This is a genomic window from Peribacillus acanthi, from assembly GCF_003073175.1.
Lineage (GTDB): Bacteria > Bacillota > Bacilli > Bacillales > DSM-1321 > Bacillus_BN > Bacillus_BN acanthi.
Genome location: NZ_QBBX01000003.1, coordinates 1 through 22,937 on the forward strand (window position 1 = coordinate 1; position 22,937 = coordinate 22,937).

Here is a 22,937-nt window from a genome sequence, read left to right on the forward strand (position 1 = left end):
AAAGTAAAATTGATCTAATTTTACTAAAAAGCCAATAATAATCGAGTTAGAGTATGAATGTACAATAATCCCACTTATCATAATGTAGGAATGAACTGGTTTAGACACAAAACAAAGCATACTTCATTTAAAATTGGGTTACCTTCATTATCTATCCTCTATATAATCATATATTTGCTCCTAATGTCGAAACTGTAATAAAAGCTTAACTAACTGTATAAGCTTTTACAAAGCATCAATAAAAACAGACTTACTCTACCTGGTTACATACTTGTGAAAGCACCAAGATCAATTGGGAGAGGTGGTAAAATGGACGATAATCTGTTATTGGTACTCTCGTTCATTGAAGAGCAATCATATTGGGCCCCCATTTTATTCATTGGGTTTCATGTTCTTCGTCAGTTTTTCTGGATACCTGTTGCTATTGTATGTATGGCTGGAGGCATATTGTTTGATTCGGTTTATGGGACCATTTATTCGGTCATTGGATTGACATTATCCAACATCGTATTTTATGCCATTATAGATAAGATTCCATTTTTCTCAAAGAAATTAGAAAACCTTAAAGAAAAACTCTTTGGAAGATATGGCAGGCTTAATGTTCAGCAGATTTCGCTATTACGTCTAATTCCCTTTGTACATTATCATCTATTGTCCTTGTGTCTTAAAGAAATAAAAAAGGATTTTAAAACCTTCACCTATTATTCTTTTTTGACTAACTTACCATTAGCTTTCTTTTATACCGTATTTGGTCACTATATAAAACAGTTTTCATTATCTCTTTCAATGTTATTACTACTATGCCTTACATTATTAGTTTACTTAGTTAGAGAGAAGACCAAAGTCATTGCATGGGGAGAATTTTTTAAGCAGCAAGTAAAACAGCCTTGAGGCTCTTAGTCTCAAGGCTGTTTTACGTTTAGGAATTCTTTGATAGGACTCTTCCAATCTATGGCTGCATTGCGATAATTTTTTCGTACTTCAGATTCAATGTAAAGAAAGTCAGAACGGTCTAATCCTTTAAGTGCACTTGTGCTCTTTGGCCAAATGAAGATAGAAATAACATCAAAAGCCTCTTCCGTTGTCCCTAGATACTTTTCTCCCTCAAATAGTACACCTTTATAAGTAAGAAGAAAGTTCTTGCGAATATTTGCTGTATCATCAAGAAAAAAGAATTTCTTTTGTTCATGTGCCAGTTCAAGCTTTCGTTTTGGACTTGTTAAATATTTAAAGGCTGAATAGACAATAAAAACAAAGATGGCAAGTAAAGCCAACCTAAATAACCACATCATAGCCATGAACCTCCCGTAATAAACAAGCACTTATTTCTACTTTCTACGATTTGGTTAAGAAAAAGTTTCAATACTTTGCTATAATTTTTAAAAAAGTTTGTTGGAGGAACTATGGATTACAGTCAACTGTTTAAGATGCAAAAAGAACTTGATACTCATATTGAGGAAAAGCATGGATTATTAGAAACTAACTTAGTGGATAAAAAAATATTGGCAATGCTTGTGGAATTAGGAGAGTTAGCGAATGAGACGCGTTGCTTTAAATTCTGGAGTTTGAAAGACTCCTCACCTAAGAAAAAGATTTTAGAAGAATTTGTGGATGGTGTTCACTTCATCTTATCTCTTGGAATTGAATTAGATTTGGAGGATTCAGTATCAGAAGTACATATTTTTAGCCATGAAAACACTTTAACCGATCAATTTTTACGTGTTTTTGAAGCGGCATTATCATTCAAATTAGATAAGGAAAAAGAAACATACGTTGAATTATTCAAACAGTATATCCTTTTAGGCGAATTACTTGGATTTTCTCAATCCGAAGTAAAAGAAGCATATATCGAAAAAAATAGGGTTAATTTTGAGAGACAAGAGCAAGGATATTAAATGTTGTAATACCAACAACAAAAATTATTAGAATTTTGCCGAGTTTTTCTATATTCTGTATAATGGTAGAGAATGATTTATAAGGGGGCAGCAATATGGCAAAAATGGATGAAACTTTGACAATGCTTAAGGATCTAACAGATGCAAAAGGAATCCCGAGCAATGAGAGAGAAGCAAGAGAAGTAATGAAGAAATACATAGAACCATATTCTGATGAGGTAATTACAGACGGTCTTGGCAGCTTGATTGCTGTTAAAACTGGTAAGGCTGATGGCCCTAAAATAATGGTGGCAGGCCATTTAGATGAAGTTGGCTTCATGTTGACTCAAATTGATGACAAAGGATTCCTTCGCTTCCAAACAGTAGGTGGATGGTGGTCACAAGTAATGCTTGCACAACGAGTGACTATCGTTACCCGTAAAGGAGATGAAGTGACAGGAGTCATCGGTTCTAAGCCACCTCACATCCTTTCACCTGAAGCTCGTAAAAAGCCTGTAGAAATCAAGGATATGTTCATTGATATCGGTGCTTCTAGCCGTGAGGAAGCAGAAGGATGGGGAGTGCGTCCGGGAGACATGGTCGTTCCACACTTCGAATTCACTGTCATGAACAATGAAAAAATGCTACTTGCAAAAGCTTGGGATAACAGAATCGGCTGTGCGATCGCAATTGATGTACTTAAGCAATTGAAGGATACTGACCATCCAAACGTAGTATATGGAGTAGGTACTGTTCAAGAGGAAGTCGGTCTTCGCGGAGCGAAAACTTCTGCATTCAAAATCCAACCAGATATCGGATTTGGAGTTGACGTAGGAATCGCTGGAGACACTCCAGGAGTTAGCGAAAAAGAAGCGATGGGTAAAATGGGCAAAGGTCCACAAATCATCCTGTACGATGCATCCATGGTTTCGCATAAAGGATTACGTGATTTTGTAACCGATGTTGCAGATGAAAACAATATCCCTTACCAATTTGATTCAATGGCTGGTGGAGGAACTGACTCAGGTGCTATCCACATGACTGCAAATGGTGTACCTGCCCTTTCTATTACAATTGCAACACGTTATATCCATTCACATGCAGCAATGCTTCACCGTGATGATTATGAAAATGCAGTAAAACTAATTGTTGAAGTTATCAAGCGTTTAGATCGCGAAACAGTTAATAAGATTACTTTTGAATAAGCAATGAGCAAAAGCAAGCCTGGTAATTGTACTGGGTTTGCTTTTTGTTTTGTTGAGGATAGTTATTGGGTTACTACTAGAGATAAAGAAAATGGATTAATTTTCATCAAAGTTCACTACCATTGTAATGTTAATTATCCTTAACTTAATGTTAAAGATAGTTGACATCAGGTTAAGGATAGTTTACATTAATATTATAAAATATGGAAAAGGTGGTAATATGCTGGGTAATCGAGTAAAAGAACTTAGGGCTCGCTTTAATCTTACTCAAGGAGATTTAGCTGAAAAGATTGGTGTAACACGACAAACAATCGGTTTTATAGAGAAAGGGGATTATTCACCGTCTATTCAATTGGCATTGAAGATCGCTAAGGAGTTTAAATGTTCAGTAGAAGAAATTTTTTGGTTAGAGGGGGAAGATTAATATGTTAGAGAAAACGATGAGGTCACCATTATGGTCATTAATTTTTATAGTAGAACTAGCATGTTTGCATCTTTTTAGTACCGTCTTAGAGCAGCCTTATAAGGCAGGAGTAGTTTCAGGATTTAGTTTGTTCATTATAGGTACCTTAATAGTTTATACGGTTCTCATCAATCGATATAACAGACGTAATCCAAAATCTAAAATAAAATGGATGTCAGTCATGCCGGTGGAATTCCGTGAAGAAGACGAAGGCATGCAGTGGCTGACGAACCGTGCCTGCCGAAAAGTGTACATTTTCTTCTATTCCGCTTTGCCAGCAGCGTTTGTATTGCTGTTTTTGTTTCCCAATGTTAGCTGGCTGCCTATAAGTATCATTTTAACCTTGGCCATTGGTCAGTTTGTAATTTATTGGTTAGAGATGAGAAATATAGAAAAATAGGAGAAATATATGGAATTTTCAAATGAGCTATGGGCATATATTATGGTTTTCTTGCTTGCTGCTATCCCTTGGATTGAAGTTGCCGTTATTCCTTTAGGTATTGTTAAAGGACTGTCCCCATTTTGGGTTGGATTATTAGCTTTTGCAGGTAATTTTTCTACAGTATTTATCTTGGTTATTTTCTTTGAAAGAATAATGGCCATGAGGAAGAAAAAATCTAAAGAGGGCAAGTCAAGAAGGCAAAGAAGGGCTAAAGAGATATTCAATAAGTATGGACTTCCTGGTTTATCGATTGCTGCACCCATTCAATAGGAACTCATGTGGCGGCTGCGATAGGGATTGGAATGGGAGCTAAGAAAACATGGGTTTTGAGTTGGATTACGGCGGGTTTATCATTATGGACATTGATTATAACCATTGCATCTAATATGGGCGTAGATATTCTCTTGTAATTAAAATAACAGCCGAATCGGCTGTTATTTCTTTAAACCATTTTCTAGTGTAGCTAACAGTTCCTTCTTATCTGCCTCAGAAGAATTTTGCCAAATCACTTCAAAAAGAACACCAAGGCCTGGGAGCATTTTCTCTTCCCCGCTTTGGATTGCATCCACAATCGTATCTTCCAATTGATCCTGAGAGTTGCCAGTCACATTATGAATGATAGCGTTACGTAAGTTCAAGTTCATTGTCATTACCTCCTTATTGTATGTAACACTTCTATTCTTTCCATTAGATGATTTATTATGTAGAAAAATTGGGCTATAATAGGAAAATCAGATTCTAGAAGGAGAGAGAAATTTGAAGTACATTCAGTCTCCACAAAATACTTTGGTAAAACAATGGAGAAAATTGTTGATGAAAAAAGAGCGAGACAAAAGCGGTCTTTTTTTAGTAGAAGGATTCCACTTAGTAGAAGAAGCTCTTAAAAATAAGCGAGTAGTTACAATCATAAAAAATGAATACGTCGATTTACCTCATAATTGGAATATAGAAGATGAAGAAATATATGAGGTTCCAGAGTCTATAGTTGAGCTATTAGCAGAGACAGAAACCACTCAAGGGATTTTTGCAGTATGTGAGAAAAAGGAATCTATACCACAATCGTATGAAAAGGTACTAATGTTAGATAGTGTTCAGGACCCTGGTAATTTAGGGACTATCATCCGTACTGCAGACGCTGCTGGAATAGATTTAGTGGTGTTAGGAGAAGGGTGTGTAGACCTTTATAATGGAAAAGTTTTGCGTTCAACGCAAGGCTCTGTATTCCACCTTCCTGTCATGAAAGGCAATTTAGAGGATTGGATTAACACACTTAAGGATCAAAATATTCCTGTTTATGGGACATCCCTTGAAAATGCAAAAGATTATAGAGAGGTCTCAAGTGATAAAACGTTTGCCTTGATTATGGGAAATGAAGGAAACGGTGTTCGTAAGGAGCTTTTAGCACAAACGGACCAAAACCTCTATATACCTATTCTTGGACAGGCTGAATCATTAAATGTGACGGTTGCAACAGGCATTCTTTTGTACGCGTTGAATCAATGAGAAAGACAGTTGCATAGTATACCGAAACTGACTATAATGGGTTAAGGAAATCTTTCATATTAAAAGACGTTGATAGAGAAAAGTAACTTTTTGAAAGCATTTAGGGAGAAAATGCCTTAGACTGGGAGCATTTTTATGTAGACAAAGAGCGAAGTTCACCTCTGTAGTCGGCACCGGGACCGCAATTTGCGTAAAGGTGCATCGGCATTAATGCCGTTATCCAATGAAGTGAGTATGCAGGTAGCCCCTGTGTGCTAACAAGGGTGGTACCGCGATATAAAACCTCGTCCCTTTTTGGGATGAGGTTTTTTTGTTTTTTCTAATAACTACATAATACTGCTTTTCAAATACTAGCAGTGGAAATAAGGAGGAATAAAGATGCAGGAACGTTTACAAGAGTTGCAGGCTGAAGCGATTGCTAAGGTTGAAGCAGCAGCTGATTTAAAGGAATTGAATGATATCCGAGTATCGTATTTAGGAAAGAAAGGTCCAATCACGGAAGTTTTACGTGGAATGGGTAAGCTTTCAGCAGAAGAGCGTCCAGTCATTGGAGCACTTGCAAATGACGTTAGAGAAGCTATCGCTGAAAAAATTGAAAATAAGCAAGCTACTATGGAAGCAGCAGCAGTAGAAGCAAAATTAGCTTCAGAGAAAATTGATGTGACATTACCAGGGAGACCGGTAAAAATCGGAAATCATCATCCTCTTACAAAAGTGATTGAGGAAATTGAAGACTTATTTATCGGAATGGGCTATCAAGTCGCGGAAGGTCCTGAAGTAGAAAAAGATTACTATAACTTTGAAGCGTTGAACCTACCAAAAGGGCATCCAGCACGTGATATGCAGGATTCTTTTTATATCACTGAAGAAATTCTACTTCGCACTCATACTTCTCCAGTACAGGCAAGAACGATGGAAAAGCATGAAGGCAAAGGGCCAGTGAAAATCATTTGTCCAGGAAAGGTGTATCGTCGTGATAATGATGATGCAACACATTCCCACCAATTTATGCAAATCGAAGGTCTTGTAATTGATGAAAATGTTCGCATGAGCGATTTAAAAGGCACTTTAGAAGTATTTGCAAAGAAAATGTTTGGGGAAGACCGTGAAATCCGTCTACGTCCAAGCTTCTTCCCATTCACAGAGCCATCAGTAGAAATGGATATTTCATGTAAAATTTGTGGTGGAAAAGGCTGTAGCGTATGTAAAGGAACGGGCTGGATCGAAATCCTAGGTGCAGGAATGGTACATCCAAATGTATTAGAAATGGCTGGATTCGATTCTAAGAAGTATTCTGGTTTTGCCTTCGGTATGGGCCCAGAACGTATTGCGATGTTAAAGTATGGAATTGATGACATCCGTCATTTCTATACAAATGATGTGCGCTTCTTAAAACAATTCGAACGTCATGAAGGATAAGTGTAACTAAGCAAATTTACGGATTTCCAATTGAGGAGGATGACAATGTTTGTTTCATATAAATGGCTACAGCAGTATGTGGATTTAACAGGAGTTTCTGCTGAAGAGCTTGCAGAAAAGATTACGAAAAGCGGTATTGAAGTTGAAGGTGTTGAAAAGAAAAGCGCGGGTATCTCTGGTGTCGTTGTTGGTCATGTATTAGAGAAAGAGAAACACCCAGAAGCAGATAAATTAAATAAATGTCTAGTGGATGTTGGGGAAGATGAACCAGTCCAAATCATTTGTGGAGCGGCAAACGTCGATAAAGGACAAAAGGTTGCTGTTGCAAAAGTTGGTGCAGTACTTCCTGGCAATTTCAAAATAAAAAAAGCGAAATTGCGTGGAGAAGCATCACACGGCATGATTTGTTCTCTACAAGAGCTTGGAATCGAGAGCAAGCTTATTGCTAAAGACTATTCAACGGGCATTTTCGTATTCCCGAATGACGTAGAAGTTGGTCTAGATGCATTAGAGCAACTTGGTTTAGATGATGAAATCCTCGAGCTAGGATTAACACCAAACCGTGCAGACTGCCTTAGCATGATTGGGGTAGCCTATGAGGTTGCTGCCATTTTAGGTAGAGAAGTAAAGTGGCCAGAAGCTCCAGTCCAAGAAGGGACAGAAAAGGCAGCAGATTACATCACGGTAAAAGTGGAAGCAAAAGAAGATAATCCACTATATGTGGCAAAAGTTATCAAAGATGTAAAAGTGGGACCATCACCACTTTGGATGCAAACATTACTAATGGCAAGCGGCATTCGTCCACACAATAACGTCGTAGATATCACGAACTTTGTCTTGTTAGAATATGGTCAACCGTTGCACGCATTCGATTATGATCGATTAGGTTCAAAAGAAATCCTAGTTCGTAAAGCCAACGAGAATGAAAAGATTAAGACTCTAGATGATGCAGAACGTACTCTGAAAGCTGACCACTTATTAATAACAAATGGTCTAGAAGCAGTCGCTCTTGCTGGTGTCATGGGCGGAGCAAATTCTGAGGTTGTGGAAACAACAACAACAGTTCTTTTAGAATCTGCTTATTTCACAGGACCAACTATCCGTAAAGCATCTAAAGATCATGGCCTACGTAGTGAAGCAAGTGCTCGCTTTGAAAAAGGAGTTGATCCAAATCGAGTACGTGCAGCAGCAGAACGTGCAGCCTACCTATTGGAACAGTATGCAGATGGTACGGTACTGTCAGGTTCAGTTGAAGTCGATAACCTTTCAGTGGAACCTGCTGTTGTGTCAGTAACTCTTTCAAAAATCAATGCTCGACTTGGTACAGAATTGACCATGAAAGAAGTACAGGACATTTTTGCTCGTCTTCAATTTGAAGCTACTGTTGAAGGAGACGAAATTACTGTTACTGCACCTACTCGCCGTGGGGATATTTCTATTGAAGAGGATCTAATTGAGGAAGTTGCTCGTATGTACGGATACGACAATATTCCTAAAACACTTCCTGTTGCTGAAGCAACACCGGGGAAATTATCATCTTATCAGCTGAAGCGTAGAAAGGTGCGTCGTTACTTAGAAGGCGCTGGTCTTTATCAAGCGGTTACGTATTCTTTAACGACTGTTGAAAAATCTACTCAATATGCAATTGAGAATGCTGAACCAATCCGTCTTGCTATGCCAATGAGTGAAGACCGCAGCACATTGCGTTTAAGCATTGTTCCTCAGCTTTTAGAGGTATTAAAATACAATGTTGCACGTCAAAATGATTCAGTAGCGCTATATGAAACAGGTGCAGTCTTCTTAAAAACAACTTTAGATGAACTTCCTGTTGAAAAAGAACATGTGGCTGGTGCAATTACTGGTTTATGGCATTCACATTCATGGCAAGGTGAAAAGAAACCGGTGGACTTCTATGTAGCAAAAGGAATTCTAGAAGGCATGTTTAATTTACTTGGTTTATCTGACCAAATCCAATATACAGCAGTATCAATGGATGGCTTGCACCCTGGAAGAACAGCACAAGTAACACTGAATGGTTCTTATATCGGATTTGTAGGTCAAGTACATCCAAATGTTCAAAAAGACATGGACTTAAAAGACACATATGTATTTGAACTTTCATTAAAAGCATTACTTGAAGCTGAAGTTGCACCAATTGGATATGAAACGATTCCACGTTACCCTTCCATCACTCGTGATATTGCACTTGTTGTAAGTAAGGAAATGACTGCAGGTGAGTTAAAAGAGGCCATCACAGAAGCAGCTGGTAAACTTCTAAAAGAGGTTTCAGTTTTTGACTTGTATGAAGGCGACAAAATGGAAGAAGGCAAAAAATCCATTGCGTATTCCCTAAGATACTCCGATCCTGAGAAGACATTAACAGACGAAGAAGTAACAAAAGCACATAATAAAGTGCTAGAGGCAGTAAAAGCAAAAGGCGCAGAAATGCGTGGATAATTGATACATTAGACCGTTCTAACTGTAAAGTTAGGGCGGTTTTTTTATATAAAATAGAAGAAGTTGTTGGTATGATGAAGGAAGGCATGGTTTGTTTAACTATATATTACAAAGTGCCTTATATAATAAAAAAGGCTGATGGTCAGGTATTACTCAACCATTAGCCTTTACTTCTATTTCTTACAATTCAAAGCTTCCCATTCCGAACGCAGGATACCCATGATAATCCGATCATATCTGTTTCCATCTCGGTAAACTGCCGATCTCATCCTGCCTTCTTGTTGAAAACCAACCTTTTCGTATGCATGAATCGCTCGGTCATTATACTGAATTACATCTAGACCAACTCTATCAAGATTTAATTCACAAAAAGCATATTGGAGGATAAGTTTTAGCGCGTCCTGCCCATAGCCTTTATTACGGTTTTCAGAATCACCTATTCCGATTGCTAAAAGGCCCGACCGATTATTCCATTCAATGCTATGGAGGACTACAAAACCTATCAAAGAATCATTATCGATAGTCCTTAATCGAAAATTAAAGGAATTAGATTTAGGGTTTCCTTCATTGTCGAATTGTTTCATGCTGTATGGTCTTGCGATATCCGTATCAATGTTGCGAAGATACTCAGGATCTTCACCCCATTTGACCATTATCTCAGCATCCCCTGGTCGTATGCCTGTTAATTTTAATAGACTCCCTCTAAAAAGGTTTATGGTATTCATTTCAAATTTCTCCTTACTATTAGTTTTGTTTCACCTCTTTATCTAAAAAAAACATAAATAAGTTCCGCAATATTCTATCCCCTTTACGCGTTATTACATTCATCATAATCATAATGTTCGAAGCCTACAACTGATTTTGGAAAATATTAGCTTCTTTTTTTGTTTAAAATCGCCTTTGCCTTCTCTGTATTGGCAAAATGAACTTTTGTAAATTCGGTGAGAGCGTTTGAGCCTTTTGCTATGATTAGCTTGGCGGCAGCTTGGTCGACTTGTGGACCTGCACCTTTAGGAAGTTTAAAGCCTGCTTTTTCACTTAATTGCTCAAACTGCTTAACAAATGCTGCTCGAGCTAAGATTGAAGCTGCGGCAACCCCTACATGAAGGCTCTCTGCACCTGTGCTTAAATAAACTTTTTCCCCTGTAAAGAGATCTTGCCCCTTAAGATAATTGAAAAACACCTCAGGTTGTGCAAATTGATCGATTAAGATTGCTTCAGGAATAATTGGGTCAATTTTCTTTAATAAGTTCTTAATGGCAAGGTTATGTAAATATGCTTTGATTTTTCCTTGTGACATTCCTTTAGACTGTAATTCATTGTACTTGATATTATCGAGCACAAGCAGACTAAAGCTAATTGCATGTTTAAGCTGAGCGGCGATTTCTAGTATTTGAGGATCCTTCAGGTTTTTTGAATCCTTGACACCTAGTTCTTTTAATAGAGCGATTTTTTCTTTTGGGACGTAGGCTGCTGCAACAGTGATAGGACCAAAAAAATCTCCTGTACCTACCTCGTCGGAACCGATTAAAGACATTTCTCCTATAGTGGTGGGCGGAGAATAGGCATGTTTCTTGACGCTTGTAGTTGTTGCTTTCTTAGGTTTGACTGATGCGGATACCACTGAATCAGATTTCCACATATTCGCTTCAGCTTCGGCTCGAGAGCCTTGAAATAATACTTTTCCAGATTTGTAGGCTGTGATCGTACAGGAACTAGGTTTTGCAGAAAACACACTTCCGGGTGGGGAAGTGGGGGATAACCAGTTCATATAATGTTTTTTCATAGATTCTATTTTTTGTTGAGTAAGCATTAATACTACATGAGACATTATTGTTCTCCTTTACATAAGGTATTAGGTTTGAAAAAATTATAGATTTACATTTTATTGTAAAAATGAGGCCTTTATCGATATCGTCTCTCTTTTAAGCTGAAATACTTCATGTTATTATAGAGATTAGGATTCTTAGATTGGGGGCTTCACCTTGTCAGACAAGAAAAAAACAAAAATCACCGTTGATATATATGGACAACAATATACAATCGTTGGAGCAGAGAGCTCCAGCCATATCAGACTGGTTGCCTCAATGGTTGACGATAAAATGCGCGAAATCAGCGCGAAGAATCCGTCGCTTGATAGTAGCAAACTAGCAGTTTTAACAGCAGTAAATGCAATTCACGATTATATTAAGGTAAAAGACCAGTTATCTCAATATGAACAACTGGAACCAAGAGATGAAAAGGAATGAATTCCATGCTTGACTTAGTGATTTTAACTATCCTTCTGATTGGAGCCATTGTAGGTCTAAGAAGAGGTTTCATTCTTCAATTTATTCATTTGACGGGCTTTTTTGTGGCTTTTATAGCTGCTTATATGTATTACGATGAACTAGCACCAAAACTGAAGCTATGGATTCCGTTTCCTACTATGGGGAGCAAGGGTTCATTCAACATGCTCTTTGATACAATAGGTTTGGATTTAGCGTATTACAATGCTATTGCATTTGCTGCGATATTCTTTGTCGTGAAAATTCTATGGCAAATGATCGGATCTATGCTCGATTTCATTGCCCATTTCCCTATTCTCAAAACGCTGAATAGATGGGGTGGAGGAATTCTAGGACTCGCTGAAGTCTATCTTATCATGTTTATTATTGTATACATAGCTGCACTTTTGCCGGTTGAAATGATCCAAAATCAAATACATGATTCATTTTTTGCTCAGTCGATTGTTAAGAATACTCCATTGTTTTCGGATAAAGTAAAAGATTTATGGTTTAATCATATGCCTTCTTAAGATCTTCTTGCACCTGAGGGGAAATATTGGCTGTCATTTGCAACCTTTAAGCAGCCAATTCGTATTAGGTGAAGAAGGTCTTTTTTTAGTGGAAAAGGGGCGGAGCTACGTAGCAGGATACTAGAATGAATCCATGGTGGAAATTTTTCTTGTTTTAGTTGTTATTTATGTACAAGTGGTCTGTGTGAGAGCCCATGACAGTGAGACCCCACAGGCGTAAAGCGAGCATCGTGGAACGGAAATCAACCCACACTATTGTAAAGAAGCAAAAAGTTTACGAAAACAGTCTTAGGAATCCTACTTCCTTGTGCTTTAACTCTACAATCTGTATCTTAAAAGAGATAGATAACAAATACATACTATTGGTAGGTGATAAACAATGCCAGTAAATAAAAAAGATGTTATAAAGTTGCTAGAAAAAATAGCTATATATATGGAGTTAAAGGGAGAAAACCCTTTTAAAACCTCTGCATTTAGAAAAGCTGCACAGGCATTAGAAACAGACGATCGCAGTCTTTCAGAAATACATGATTTTACCGCTTTATCGGGAATTGGAAAAGGGACAGCCTCAGTCATCGTAGAGTATATTGAAACAGGTGAATCCACTCTATTAAAAGAACTGCAAGAAGAAGTTCCTAAAGGGCTGATTCCTCTTTTGCAGCTTCAAGGACTGGGTGGAAAGAAAATTGCGAAGCTGTACCAAGAGTTGAATATTACCAATGCAGAAGAATTAAAAGAAGCATGCGAAGCTAATAAAGTACAAGCTTTAGCAGGTTTTGGAAAAAAAACAGAAGAAAAGATTTTGGCTGCATTGAATGAAGCAGGATCTAGGCCTGACCGATTGCCATTAGCTTTCGTCCTTCCAATCGCTTCAAGTATTGAAGATTACCTAGAAACAGTAGAAGGAATTGTAAGGTTCTCACGGGCAGGGAGTCTCAGAAGGATGCGCGAGACGGTTAAGGATTTAGATTATATCATTGCTACAGAAAACCCAGACATGGTGAAAGAGCAATTACTTGCGATGGCTAACATAAAAGATGTAGTGGCAGCAGGAGAAACGAAAGTATCGGTAGTTCTCGCCCACCAATATGACCTTTCTGTCGATTTTCGCCTAGTGAAGCCACATGAATTCATCACAACTCTACATCATTTTACGGGTTCTAAAGACCATAATGTAAGAATGAGGCAAATCGCAAAAGACCGAGGCGAGAAAATAAGTGAGTACGGTGTTGAAAATTTAGAAACGGGTAAGATTCTTACTTTTGAATCTGAAAAAGAATTTTTTTCACATTTCGACCTTTCTTACATACCTCCTGAAGCCAGAGAGGATGGAAGAGAAATTGAACATAGTCATGATTTTGAGAATATCGTGACACTTGAAGATATTAAAGGTGATCTTCATATGCACTCCACTTGGAGCGATGGGGCATATTCTATTGAAGAGATGGTGGAAGCTTGTCGTGCAAAAGGTTATTCCTACATGGCCATCACAGATCACTCACAATATTTAAAGGTTGCAAACGGCTTAACAGCTGAGAGACTACGGGAGCAACGTGAATATATTAAAGAAATGAATAAAAAATATGATGATATCCTCATTTTATCAGGAGTGGAAATGGACATTCTTCCAGATGGTACATTGGATTATGATGATGAGCTTCTGAAGGAAATGGACATCGTCATTGCATCTATTCATTCTAGTTTTTCACAGCCTAAAGAAAAGATCATGGAGCGGTTGAAGACGGCTTTATTAAATGCCCATGTGGACATAATAGCTCATCCGACAGGGCGCCTTATTGGAAGACGTTCAGGTTATGAAGTTGATATGGACATGTTGATTGAACTGGCCAAAGAAACTAATACAGCTTTAGAGCTGAATGCAAATCCCAATAGGTTAGACTTGGCTCCAGAGCATTTGAAAAAAGCTCAAGAAGCAGGCGTTACGCTCGTCATCAATACAGATGCTCATCATATTGCTATGCTCGAACACATGCCGATCGGTGTATCTACTGCAAAGAAAGCGTGGATTCCTAAAGATTATGTATTGAATGCAAAAGACAATGAACAACTACTGGCATTTTTAACAAGAAATGACTGAATTTATATGAGGAGGATTTTTCTCCATGCATCATAAAGTGTTGAAAACCTTAGAGTTTCAAAAAATACGAGAACAGCTACTAAAATTTGTATCTTCATCACTTGGAAGAGATCAAGCTGAACAATTAATGCCTTCCACGAACTACGATGAAGTAGTGATTTGGCAGGAAGAAACGGATGAAGCAGCAAAAGTCATTCGTTTAAAAGGAAATGTTCCACTCGGAGGATTATTTGATATCCGTCCTCATGCAAAGCGTGCTCAAATCGGTGGGATGCTAAGTCCACAAGAATTGATGGAAACGGCCTCTACACTAAGATCAGGTCGAAGACTAACTAAGTTTATTGATGAAATGTTGGAAGACGGTATTGAGCTCCCACTGATGGATGAGACCATCCATACTCTATTTGATTTATATGAAATAGAAAAGCATATTTTTGAAGCGATTGGTGAACAGGGAGAAGTGCTAGACTCTGCGAGCGACAAACTTCGGACTCTACGAAGTCAGTTGCGTTCAAATGAAGCACGAGTCCGCGAAAAGCTTGAAAGCATGATTCGCTCATCCAATGCACAGAAGATGTTATCAGATGCCATCATTACCATACGTAATGATCGTTTCGTTATCCCTGTAAAACAGGAATATCGTTCTCATTATGGTGGAATCATTCACGATCAGTCATCTTCAGGACAGACGTTGTTTATTGAACCTCAAAGCATTGTCCAGTTAAACAACCAGCTTTCTGAAATTAGAATGCAGGAGCAACAGGAAGTGGAGCGCATTCTTATTCAATTGACTGTGACAGTAGGTGAGTACACACATGAAATCCTGCAGAATGTTAAGATATTAGCTAAAATGGATTTTATGTTCGCTAAAGCACGATTTGCAAAAGAATTGAAGGCATCAAAACCGACTTTAAATAATGAAGGGCGAATTAAGCTTTTCAAAGCAAGGCATCCACTACTCCCTAGAGAAGAAGCAGTGCCAAATGATATTTATTTAGGCGAAGATTTTACTGCAATCGTTATAACAGGACCCAATACTGGTGGTAAAACCGTTACCTTAAAAACGGTAGGCCTTTTGACGTTAATGGCTCAGGCTGGTTTACAGATTCCTGCCTTGGATGGATCTGAAACAGCTGTCTTCCAATCAGTATATGCGGATATCGGTGACGAACAATCGATTGAACAAAGCTTGAGTACTTTTTCTTCTCATATGGTAAACATCGTGGACATCTTAAAGAAGGTTGACCATGAAAGTTTGGTCTTGTTTGATGAATTGGGTGCTGGGACAGATCCACAAGAAGGGGCTGCACTTGCCATTTCAATCCTTGACGAGGTATATGGGCGTGGAGCACGCATCATTGCGACTACCCACTATCCAGAACTGAAAGCCTATGGATACAATCGAGAGGGTGTAGTAAATGCAAGCGTAGAATTCAATGTCGAAACCTTGAGCCCTACTTATAAACTGTTGATTGGAGTACCAGGTAGAAGTAATGCCTTTGAAATTTCAAAGCGCTTAGGCCTAGAGGATTCCGTAATCGAAAATGCACGCGGCTATATTGGTGACGAAACGAATAAAGTAGAAAATATGATTGCCTCATTAGAAAAAAGCAGGAAACAGGCTGAAGAAGCTAGGGAAGAAGCTAATGAATTCTTAAAAACCTCAGAAATGCTCCATAAAGATTTACAAAAACAAATGATGGAGTATTACGAACAAAAAGATGCGCTACTGGAAAAAGCTGAAATCGATGCACAACGCCTCGTTGAAAAAGCTAAAGCTGAAGCAGAGCAGATTATAAGAGAACTACGTGAACTACGCATACAGAAGAATGCCGAAGTGAAGGAACATGAACTAATTGAAGCACGTAAACGTATGGAAGAAGCCGTACCTAAAATCTCTAAGAAAAAGAAGACTGTCATTCAGCAAACGAAGAGGGAATTACAGCCTGGCGATGAAGTCAAAGTGCTGACGTTCGGACAAAAAGGGCATTTGATTGAAAAAGCGACGACCGATGAATGGAACGTCCAGATTGGCATATTGAAAATGAAGGTAAAAGAAAGAGATCTTGAGTATATAAGCCGCCCTAAACAAGTGGAGACAAAGCCACTTGCCACAGTTCGTGGAAGAGATTTCCATGTTAATCTAGAATTAGACTTACGTGGCGAAAGATTTGAAGATGCCCTTGTGCGTGTGGAAAAATACATCGATGATGCCTTGCTTGCAGGATATCCAAGAGTATCAATTATTCACGGTAAAGGAACTGGGGCATTAAGGCAAGGTGTTCAAGAATACTTGAAAAATCACCGCTCTGTTAAGCGAATAAGATTCGGTGATGCAGGTGAAGGTGGCACTGGTGTGACCGTGGTAGAATTTAAGTAAAGTAGGAGATTGTTATGAATTCTTTTTGGGAGAATGAATTTATCCAAATATCCGCCTATTTTAGTGTCGTGATTTTGTGTGCGTTTGTATTTCTGGCTTTATTTGAATTGGTCACAAAATATCGAAACTGGGAAGAAATCAAAAAAGGGAATCTTTCCGTTGCTATGGCCACTGGCGGTAAAATTTTCGGGATCGCCAATATTTTTAGACATTCTATCACGCAACATGATTCTTTGATTGACATGGTAAGTTGGGGAATCTTTGGCTTTATCCTTCTTTTGGCAGGATATTTCATCTATGAATTTTTGACTCCAAGTTTTAAAATAGATGAAGAAATCGAAAAGGATAATCGCGCAGTTGGTTTTATTTCTTTATCCATTTCTGTAGGATTATCATATGTCATTGGAGCGGGTATTTCGTAAAGGAGAGGGAATGTGGAAAAACTAGCAAAAGTCCTATTTGTCTGTTGTGGCGGATTTGTAGCGATTGGAATCATCTACATGATGTTCTTTACTTAATTTCATAATTGCTTAAAACGAACGGATAGGGATACTCTCTATCCGTTTTTTTGTTGTTTAGAAATTTAGGACTTTGTCCACATCTATCTACAAAGCCTAGCCCTGATGTGCAAGATGTACAAGTGCCGACGTTGCCATAGGGTGTGGCGACTTAGTCGGCTTGGAGGTACGTAAAAACCCAACTTCTCACGGCTCGTCTTTTGCTTGTCGGGGCTGACCAAGGTGCTTGCACTTTTGTTTTGTACTGGGTAATAAAATTGTGCTAAAACTTCCTGTCCATAGTTTATAACCAACCCCAAAGTTGATTCTGAAATTTTCACCTATAGAATACGATGGTAATGAAAGGGTTTAATAAAAAAACATGACAATGGAACTAACCTTCTAATTGTCACTAAAAGTACACTATATTATAATAAGATAGAAAAGTTAGAAAATTAAATATATTTAAGGAGGGAATGAAATGGTTGAAAAAGTTTGGCTGAAAAATTATCCTGCTGAAATACCTCCAACTTTGACATACGAAAACAAGCCAATACAAAGTCTACTTAAGGAAGTAGCACAACTTTATCCGAATAAAACATCGATTCATTTTTTGGGTAAAGAACACACTTTCCAAGAAGTGTATGACGCGTCTCTAAAGCTCGCTAATTACTTAAAAAAACTAGGTGTCGAAAAAGGTGACCGAGTGGCGATTATGCTACCAAATATGCCTTCTTCTGTAATTTCTTTTTTTGGAGTTCTTTTGGCTGGTGGAGTAGTTGTTCAGACGAATCCACTATACATGGAACGAGAATTGGAGTACCAAATGCAAGATTCGGGAGCAAAGGTCATCATCACTATGGACGCATTATTCCCAAGAGTTTCAAAAGTAATGCCCAATACGAAACTAGAGCATATTATTGTAACCGCTATCAAAGATTATCTACCATTCCCTAAGAATTTGATTTACCCTTTCATTCAGAAAAAACAGCTAGGCATTTCAGTGAAGGTAGAGCATTATGGTAATCATCATTTATTAACTGAAATTCTGAAACAATCAACTGCTAATGAGATACCCTATGAATTTGACTTTGAAGAGGATATTGCCATTCTTCAATACACAGGTGGGACGACAGGATTTCCTAAGGGTGTTATGTTGACACATAAGAATCTTATTGCCAATACGAAAATGTGTACGGCTTGGATGTATAAATGTAAAAAAGGGGAAGAAAGTGTTTTAGGAATCCTGCCATTTTTCCATGTGTACGGAATGACAGCAGTTATGATTCTATCCATTATGGAAGGCTATAAGATGATTCTTTTACCTAAATTCGACGCCGAAACAACTTTGAAGACGATCGATAAACAACGCCCTACACTGTTCCCAGGTGCACCTACCATTTATATTGCTTTACTAAATCATCCTGATATCCAAAAATATGACCTATCCTCAATTGATTCGTGCATCAGTGGATCGGCGCCTCTTCCAGTGGAAGTGCAAGAAAACTTTGAAAGAGTTACGGGTGGAAAAGTAGTAGAAGGTTACGGTTTAACCGAAACTTCTCCAGTCACACATGCCAATTTTCTATGGGATCGTCCACGTGTTAAGGGAAGTATTGGAGTTCCATGGCCAGACACAGATGCAGCCATTTTATCGTTTGAGACAGGTGAACCATTAGGTCCTAATGAAATAGGAGAGGTTGGAATTAAAGGTCCACAAGTCATGAAAGGATATTGGAACCGTCCAGAAGATACAGCCATGACTTTTAAAAACGGATACTTCTTAACTGGTGATCTTGGTTATGTGAATGAAGAAGGATATTTCTTTATTGTAGATCGTAAAAAAGATATGATTATCGCTGGAGGCTTTAATATTTATCCAAGAGAAGTGGAAGAAGTCTTGTATGAGCATGAAGCAGTTCAAGAGGTAGTTGTCGCAGGTATTCCTGACCCTTATAGAGGTGAAACAGTAAAAGCATATATTGTTCTAAAAGAAGGAAGAAATGTAACAGAAGAAGAATTAAATACTTTTGCTCGTAAGCATTTAGCTGCTTTTAAAGTTCCAAGATATTACGAAATTAGAAAAGAGCTACCAAAAACAGCTGTTGGAAAAATCCTACGAAGAGCATTAGTGGAAGAAGAGAGAAGCAAATTATCTGAAGAAAAAAAGCAAGCGTAGTTTGAACATTACAAGTCCTAAAGGGGCTCGCCAATTGGCGGGTTTTCTGCTGACTATATTGGACAAGCGCATCCAATGATGATAGATTTGAAATGGTTTATAATTAATTTTATCGAATTTTCTTGACAGAGAAATGACAACATTCTATTATAAAAATATGAATGAGTATTCATTCAGTAAAATGAGTGATAAACCATTCATTTCTCTGAAAGGGGAAGAGTTTTTTGAAAAAGAATCGACCGAAATATAAACAAATCATTGATGCTGCCGTTATAGTCATTGCTGAACATGGTTATCACCAAGCACAAGTTTCAAAGATTGCTAAGCAAGCTGGAGTTGCGGATGGAACCATCTATCTTTATTTTAAAAATAAAGAAGATATACTAATTTCACTATTTCAAGATAAAATGGGATACTTTGTAGAAAAAATAGAAGAAGAAATAAAAAATGTTTCAACAACTTCACAAAAGCTTTATGTACTGGTTGAGAAACATTTCAGTATGCTTTCTGCTGATCCACATCTTGCAATAGTGACACAACTTGAGATCAGGCAATCTAATAAGGAACTTAGACATAAAATCAATGAAGTGTTGAAGGGTTATTTAAAGCTTGTAGAGCAGATTTTAAAAGATGGCATTGAAAAAAATGAGTTAAGAGCTGATTTAAATTACCGTCTAGGTAGACAAATGATTTTCGGAACCATAGATGAATCTGTCACAACATGGGTTATGAATGACCAAAAATATAACTTAGTAGACTTGGCCCCAGAAGTACATAAACTGCTTGTACATGGATGCGGTCATAAACCTGAATAAAAAAGGGCAGATTATTCTGCCTTTTTTGATAAATATTTTTGTAATATATCGAAAAAACTTTTATACTAATAAGGGTAGTAGTTTACTAGGCTAGTAATAAGGGGGATTGTCATGGAATTCGTCAAGGTCGCAATAGAAGACAAAGTTGCCTTTATCAGTTTAGAAAGACCACCGGCAAATGCTTTGTCGTCTCATGTTTTGAAAGAGCTTTCATCCGTATTTGACGGACTTGAATCCAATGATGAGGTAAGGGTTATTCTTCTTCAAGGTGAAGGGAAATTCTTCTCAGCAGGAGCGGACATTAAGGAGTTCACATCGATTGAAACAGGTGAGGAATTCTCCAGACTTGCTAAACTCGGACAAGATTTCTTTGAAAGAATCGAACAATTTCCAAAACCAGTCATAGCTGCTATTCATGGCGCTGCGTTAGGCGGAGGATTGGAGTTAGCTATGTCTTGCCATATCCGATTAGTAACAGAAAAAGCCAAGCTTGGTCTTCCTGAACTCCAATTAGGTTTAGTTCCGGGGTTTGCAGGCTCACAGCGCTTACCTCGTTATGTAGGGATGCCAAAAGCTGCAGAAATGCTGTTTACATCACAACCAATCACTGGTGTGGAAGCAGTCCAATACGGGTTAGCAAACCATGCCTACAGTGAAGAAGAACTTCCTGGTAAGGCAAAGGAGCTAGCCACGGCAATCGCCAAGAAAAGCCCAGTTGCATTAAAAGCAGCGATTGAATTATTGAATTTTACGAAACATGAAAATTATTACAAAGGGGTAGACAAAGAAGCAGCTGTCTTTGGACATGTTTTTGTTTCTGAGGATGCCAAAGAGGGCATTGGTGCTTTTATTGAAAAAAGAGAACCACAATTTGTAGGTAAATAATTTTTTTGCCTTAAATATTCAAAATCTTCTAAAATACCGTACAAAATGGGAGGGAACTACATGAACATTTATGTATTATTAAAAAGAACTTTCGATACGGAAGAAAAAATCACTTTATCCGGTGGTCGAATTAACGAAGACGGTGCTGAATTCATTATCAATCCATACGATGAGTATGCTGTTGAGGAAGCAATCCAAAAGCGTGATGCATTTGGAGGAGAAGTTACAGTTGTAACAGTTGGCAATGAGGAAGCAGAAAAACAACTGCGTACAGCTTTAGCTATGGGAGCTGACAAAGCTGTATTAATCAATATTGAGGACGATGTGGAAGCAGGAGATCAATTCACGACTGCAAAAATCCTTGGTGAATATTTAAAGGATAAGAATGCAGATTTGATTTTAGCTGGTAACGTCGCTATTGATGGCGGTTCTGGTCAAGTCGGTCCACGAGTAGCAGAGCTATTGAACATCCCATATATCACTACGATTACGAAGCTAGATATTGATGGGAAAACAGCTACAGTAGTTCGTGACGTAGAAGGGGATTCTGAAGTGATTGAAACTTCTTTACCTCTATTGGTAACAGCTCAACAAGGCTTGAATGAGCCGCGTTATCCTTCCCTACCTGGAATCATGAAGGCTAAGAAGAAACCTTTAGACGAGTTGGAACTTGATGATCTTGATTTAGAAGAAGATGATGTAGAAGCGAAAACAAAAACAATTGAAGTATACCTGCCACCTCAAAAAGCAGCTGGTAGAATCCTTGATGGAGAAATCAAAGATCAAGTACAAGAATTGGTCAAGCTTCTACATACTGAAGCAAAGGTAATCTAATTCATAAAATTCTAACGACAAGTACAGGAGGTAATATAAATGGCTAGAAAAATTCTCGTACTAGGTGAGGTTCGCGATAACTCCCTTCGTAACGTATCTTTTGAAGCGATTGCTGCTGCAAAGTTAGCTTCTGAAAATGGTGAAGTAGTAGGTGTATTAATTGGTAGTGGAGTGTCTAATGTAGCCAATGAGCTTGTACAATATGGAGCAGATCGAGTTGTTACAGTTGAAGATGAAAAACTTCAAAACTATACTTCTGACGGTTTTTCACAAGCTTTCCTAGCAGTAGTAGAAGCCGAGAAGCCAGAAGGCATCATCCTTGGGCATACTGCGTTAGGTAAGGATTTGGCACCGCGTTTAGCTGGGAAATTAAGCTCTGGCTTAATTTCAGACGTAACGGCTATCGAAGAGCAAGGCGGAAACCTAGTCTTCACTCGCCCAATCTATTCAGGTAAAGCGTTTGAAAAGAAAATTGTAACAGATGGACTTATTTTTGCGACGATTCGTCCTAACAATATCACTCCACTTGAAAAAGATGCTTCTCGCACAGGGGATGTTTCATCATTATCAGTTGAGATTAAGGACCTACGTGCCATTATTAAAGAAGTGGTGCGTAAAGCTAGTGAAGGTGTAGACCTTTCCGAAGCAAAAGTGGTTGTTGCAGGTGGACGCGGAGTGAAGAGTGAAGATGGATTCAATCCATTAAAAGAACTTGCAAATGTACTAGGAGGAGCTGTAGGTGCATCACGTGGAGCTTGTGATGCTGATTATTGCGATTACTCTCTACAAATCGGCCAAACTGGTAAAGTAGTAACTCCTGACTTATATATTGCTTGTGGTATTTCTGGAGCTATTCAGCATTTAGCAGGAATGTCTAACTCTAAGGTTATTGTTGCAATCAACAAAGATCCTGAAGCTAACATCTTCAAAGTAGCTGACTACGGTATCGTAGGAGACCTATTCGAGGTAGTACCAATGCTGACTGAAGAATTTAGAAAGCTAAAAGTGAACGCTTAATATTTTTATGTAACCCGGCAAAAATATTTGTCGGGTTTTTGTATGATGCGTTGCATAAAATGAATCGAGACA

General features: G+C 38.2%; 23 protein-coding genes and 1 other annotated feature. Of the genes, 19 read left to right on the plus strand and 4 right to left on the minus strand.

Annotation, left to right across the window (positions count from 1 at the left end; genetic code table 11):
* Positions 1 to 309: 309 nt before the first annotated feature.
* On the plus strand, positions 310 to 891 hold the full coding sequence (locus DBX25_RS03255) for a TVP38/TMEM64 family protein (RefSeq protein ID WP_108669352.1): 582 nt from the start codon (positions 310 to 312) through the stop codon (positions 889 to 891).
* Positions 892 to 902: 11 nt separating this feature from the next.
* Here DBX25_RS03255 and DBX25_RS03260 read toward each other — a convergent pair whose 3' ends face one another.
* Entirely contained in the window at positions 903 to 1,292 is a 390-nt protein-coding gene (locus DBX25_RS03260; protein WP_108669353.1) for a sigma-w pathway protein ysdB, read from the minus strand.
* Positions 1,293 to 1,403: 111 nt separating this feature from the next.
* On the opposite strand from DBX25_RS03260, the gene DBX25_RS03265 reads away from it, so the two are divergent.
* From DBX25_RS03265 to DBX25_RS03285, 5 genes are all read left to right on the plus strand, one after another.
* Complete coding sequence (locus DBX25_RS03265; RefSeq protein WP_108669354.1) at positions 1,404 to 1,895, plus strand: dUTP diphosphatase; 492 nt, start codon at positions 1,404 to 1,406, stop codon at positions 1,893 to 1,895.
* A gap of 95 nt (positions 1,896 to 1,990) precedes the next feature.
* Positions 1,991 to 3,079, plus strand: a complete 1,089-nt coding sequence (locus DBX25_RS03270; RefSeq protein ID WP_108669355.1) for a M42 family metallopeptidase — start codon at positions 1,991 to 1,993, stop codon at positions 3,077 to 3,079.
* A gap of 220 nt (positions 3,080 to 3,299) precedes the next feature.
* Complete coding sequence (locus tag DBX25_RS03275) at positions 3,300 to 3,503, plus strand: helix-turn-helix transcriptional regulator (RefSeq protein ID WP_108669356.1); 204 nt, start codon at positions 3,300 to 3,302, stop codon at positions 3,501 to 3,503.
* A 1-nt stretch (position 3,504) separates the two neighbouring features.
* On the plus strand, positions 3,505 to 3,942 hold the full coding sequence (locus tag DBX25_RS03280) for a hypothetical protein (protein ID WP_108669357.1): 438 nt from the start codon (positions 3,505 to 3,507) through the stop codon (positions 3,940 to 3,942).
* Positions 3,943 to 3,951: 9 nt separating this feature from the next.
* Positions 3,952 to 4,254, plus strand: a complete 303-nt coding sequence (locus DBX25_RS03285) for a small multi-drug export protein (RefSeq protein WP_240620139.1) — start codon at positions 3,952 to 3,954, stop codon at positions 4,252 to 4,254.
* 164 nt (positions 4,255 to 4,418) lie between these two features.
* Here DBX25_RS03285 and sspI read toward each other — a convergent pair whose 3' ends face one another.
* On the minus strand, positions 4,419 to 4,628 hold the full coding sequence (sspI, locus tag DBX25_RS03290) for a small acid-soluble spore protein SspI (RefSeq protein ID WP_108669358.1): 210 nt from the start codon (positions 4,626 to 4,628) through the stop codon (positions 4,419 to 4,421).
* Positions 4,629 to 4,740: 112 nt separating this feature from the next.
* Here sspI and DBX25_RS03295 point away from each other — a divergent pair, with 112 nt between their 5' ends.
* The 3 genes from DBX25_RS03295 to pheT all read left to right on the plus strand — a co-directional run bounded on the left by DBX25_RS03295 (position 4,741) and on the right by pheT (position 9,363).
* Entirely contained in the window at positions 4,741 to 5,487 is a 747-nt protein-coding gene (locus DBX25_RS03295) for a TrmH family RNA methyltransferase (protein ID WP_108669359.1), read from the plus strand.
* 60 nt (positions 5,488 to 5,547) lie between these two features.
* Positions 5,548 to 5,782 (plus strand) — a binding site (T-box leader).
* A gap of 83 nt (positions 5,783 to 5,865) precedes the next feature.
* The gene (pheS, locus tag DBX25_RS03300; protein WP_108669360.1) at positions 5,866 to 6,906 is read left to right on the plus strand and encodes a phenylalanine--tRNA ligase subunit alpha; all 1,041 of its coding nucleotides are present in this window, start codon (positions 5,866 to 5,868) and stop codon (positions 6,904 to 6,906) included.
* A gap of 45 nt (positions 6,907 to 6,951) precedes the next feature.
* The gene (pheT, locus tag DBX25_RS03305; protein ID WP_108669361.1) at positions 6,952 to 9,363 is read left to right on the plus strand and encodes a phenylalanine--tRNA ligase subunit beta; all 2,412 of its coding nucleotides are present in this window, start codon (positions 6,952 to 6,954) and stop codon (positions 9,361 to 9,363) included.
* A 173-nt stretch (positions 9,364 to 9,536) separates the two neighbouring features.
* Here the strand turns inward: pheT and DBX25_RS03310 are convergent, their stop codons facing one another.
* On the minus strand, positions 9,537 to 10,088 hold the full coding sequence (locus DBX25_RS03310) for a GNAT family N-acetyltransferase (protein WP_108669362.1): 552 nt from the start codon (positions 10,086 to 10,088) through the stop codon (positions 9,537 to 9,539).
* A 146-nt stretch (positions 10,089 to 10,234) separates the two neighbouring features.
* Positions 10,235 to 11,194, minus strand: coding sequence for a ribonuclease HIII (gene rnhC, locus DBX25_RS03315; RefSeq protein ID WP_108669363.1), 960 nt, complete (start codon positions 11,192 to 11,194; stop codon positions 10,235 to 10,237).
* Between the two features lie 154 nt (positions 11,195 to 11,348).
* Between rnhC and zapA the strand changes: the two genes are divergently transcribed.
* The 10 genes from zapA (at position 11,349) to DBX25_RS03365 (ending at position 22,865) form a co-directional block, all read left to right on the plus strand.
* Positions 11,349 to 11,612 carry a cell division protein ZapA gene (gene zapA / locus DBX25_RS03320; RefSeq protein ID WP_108669364.1) on the plus strand — a complete coding sequence of 88 codons (264 nt, stop codon included), beginning with the start codon at positions 11,349 to 11,351 and terminating at the stop codon, positions 11,610 to 11,612.
* 5 nt (positions 11,613 to 11,617) lie between these two features.
* Entirely contained in the window at positions 11,618 to 12,160 is a 543-nt protein-coding gene (locus DBX25_RS03325) for a CvpA family protein (RefSeq protein WP_108669618.1), read from the plus strand.
* 379 nt (positions 12,161 to 12,539) lie between these two features.
* A complete protein-coding gene (polX, locus tag DBX25_RS03330; RefSeq protein WP_108669365.1) occupies positions 12,540 to 14,258 on the plus strand; it encodes a DNA polymerase/3'-5' exonuclease PolX in 1,719 nt (572 codons plus the stop codon).
* A gap of 25 nt (positions 14,259 to 14,283) precedes the next feature.
* Complete coding sequence (locus DBX25_RS03335) at positions 14,284 to 16,638, plus strand: endonuclease MutS2 (RefSeq protein WP_108669366.1); 2,355 nt, start codon at positions 14,284 to 14,286, stop codon at positions 16,636 to 16,638.
* A gap of 14 nt (positions 16,639 to 16,652) precedes the next feature.
* Complete coding sequence (locus DBX25_RS03340) at positions 16,653 to 17,060, plus strand: DUF350 domain-containing protein (protein ID WP_108669367.1); 408 nt, start codon at positions 16,653 to 16,655, stop codon at positions 17,058 to 17,060.
* 556 nt (positions 17,061 to 17,616) lie between these two features.
* Positions 17,617 to 19,314 (plus strand): AMP-binding protein, encoded by a 1,698-nt coding sequence (locus DBX25_RS03345; protein ID WP_108669368.1) that lies wholly within the window; start codon positions 17,617 to 17,619, stop codon positions 19,312 to 19,314.
* Between the two features lie 224 nt (positions 19,315 to 19,538).
* Positions 19,539 to 20,129, plus strand: coding sequence for a TetR/AcrR family transcriptional regulator (locus DBX25_RS03350; RefSeq protein ID WP_108669369.1), 591 nt, complete (start codon positions 19,539 to 19,541; stop codon positions 20,127 to 20,129).
* A gap of 111 nt (positions 20,130 to 20,240) precedes the next feature.
* On the plus strand, positions 20,241 to 21,014 hold the full coding sequence (locus DBX25_RS03355; RefSeq protein WP_108669370.1) for an enoyl-CoA hydratase: 774 nt from the start codon (positions 20,241 to 20,243) through the stop codon (positions 21,012 to 21,014).
* A gap of 60 nt (positions 21,015 to 21,074) precedes the next feature.
* Complete coding sequence (locus DBX25_RS03360) at positions 21,075 to 21,848, plus strand: electron transfer flavoprotein subunit beta/FixA family protein (RefSeq protein WP_108669371.1); 774 nt, start codon at positions 21,075 to 21,077, stop codon at positions 21,846 to 21,848.
* Positions 21,849 to 21,887: 39 nt separating this feature from the next.
* Positions 21,888 to 22,865 carry an electron transfer flavoprotein subunit alpha/FixB family protein gene (locus tag DBX25_RS03365; RefSeq protein ID WP_108669372.1) on the plus strand — a complete coding sequence of 326 codons (978 nt, stop codon included), beginning with the start codon at positions 21,888 to 21,890 and terminating at the stop codon, positions 22,863 to 22,865.
* The last annotated feature ends 72 nt before the right edge of the window (positions 22,866 to 22,937 follow it).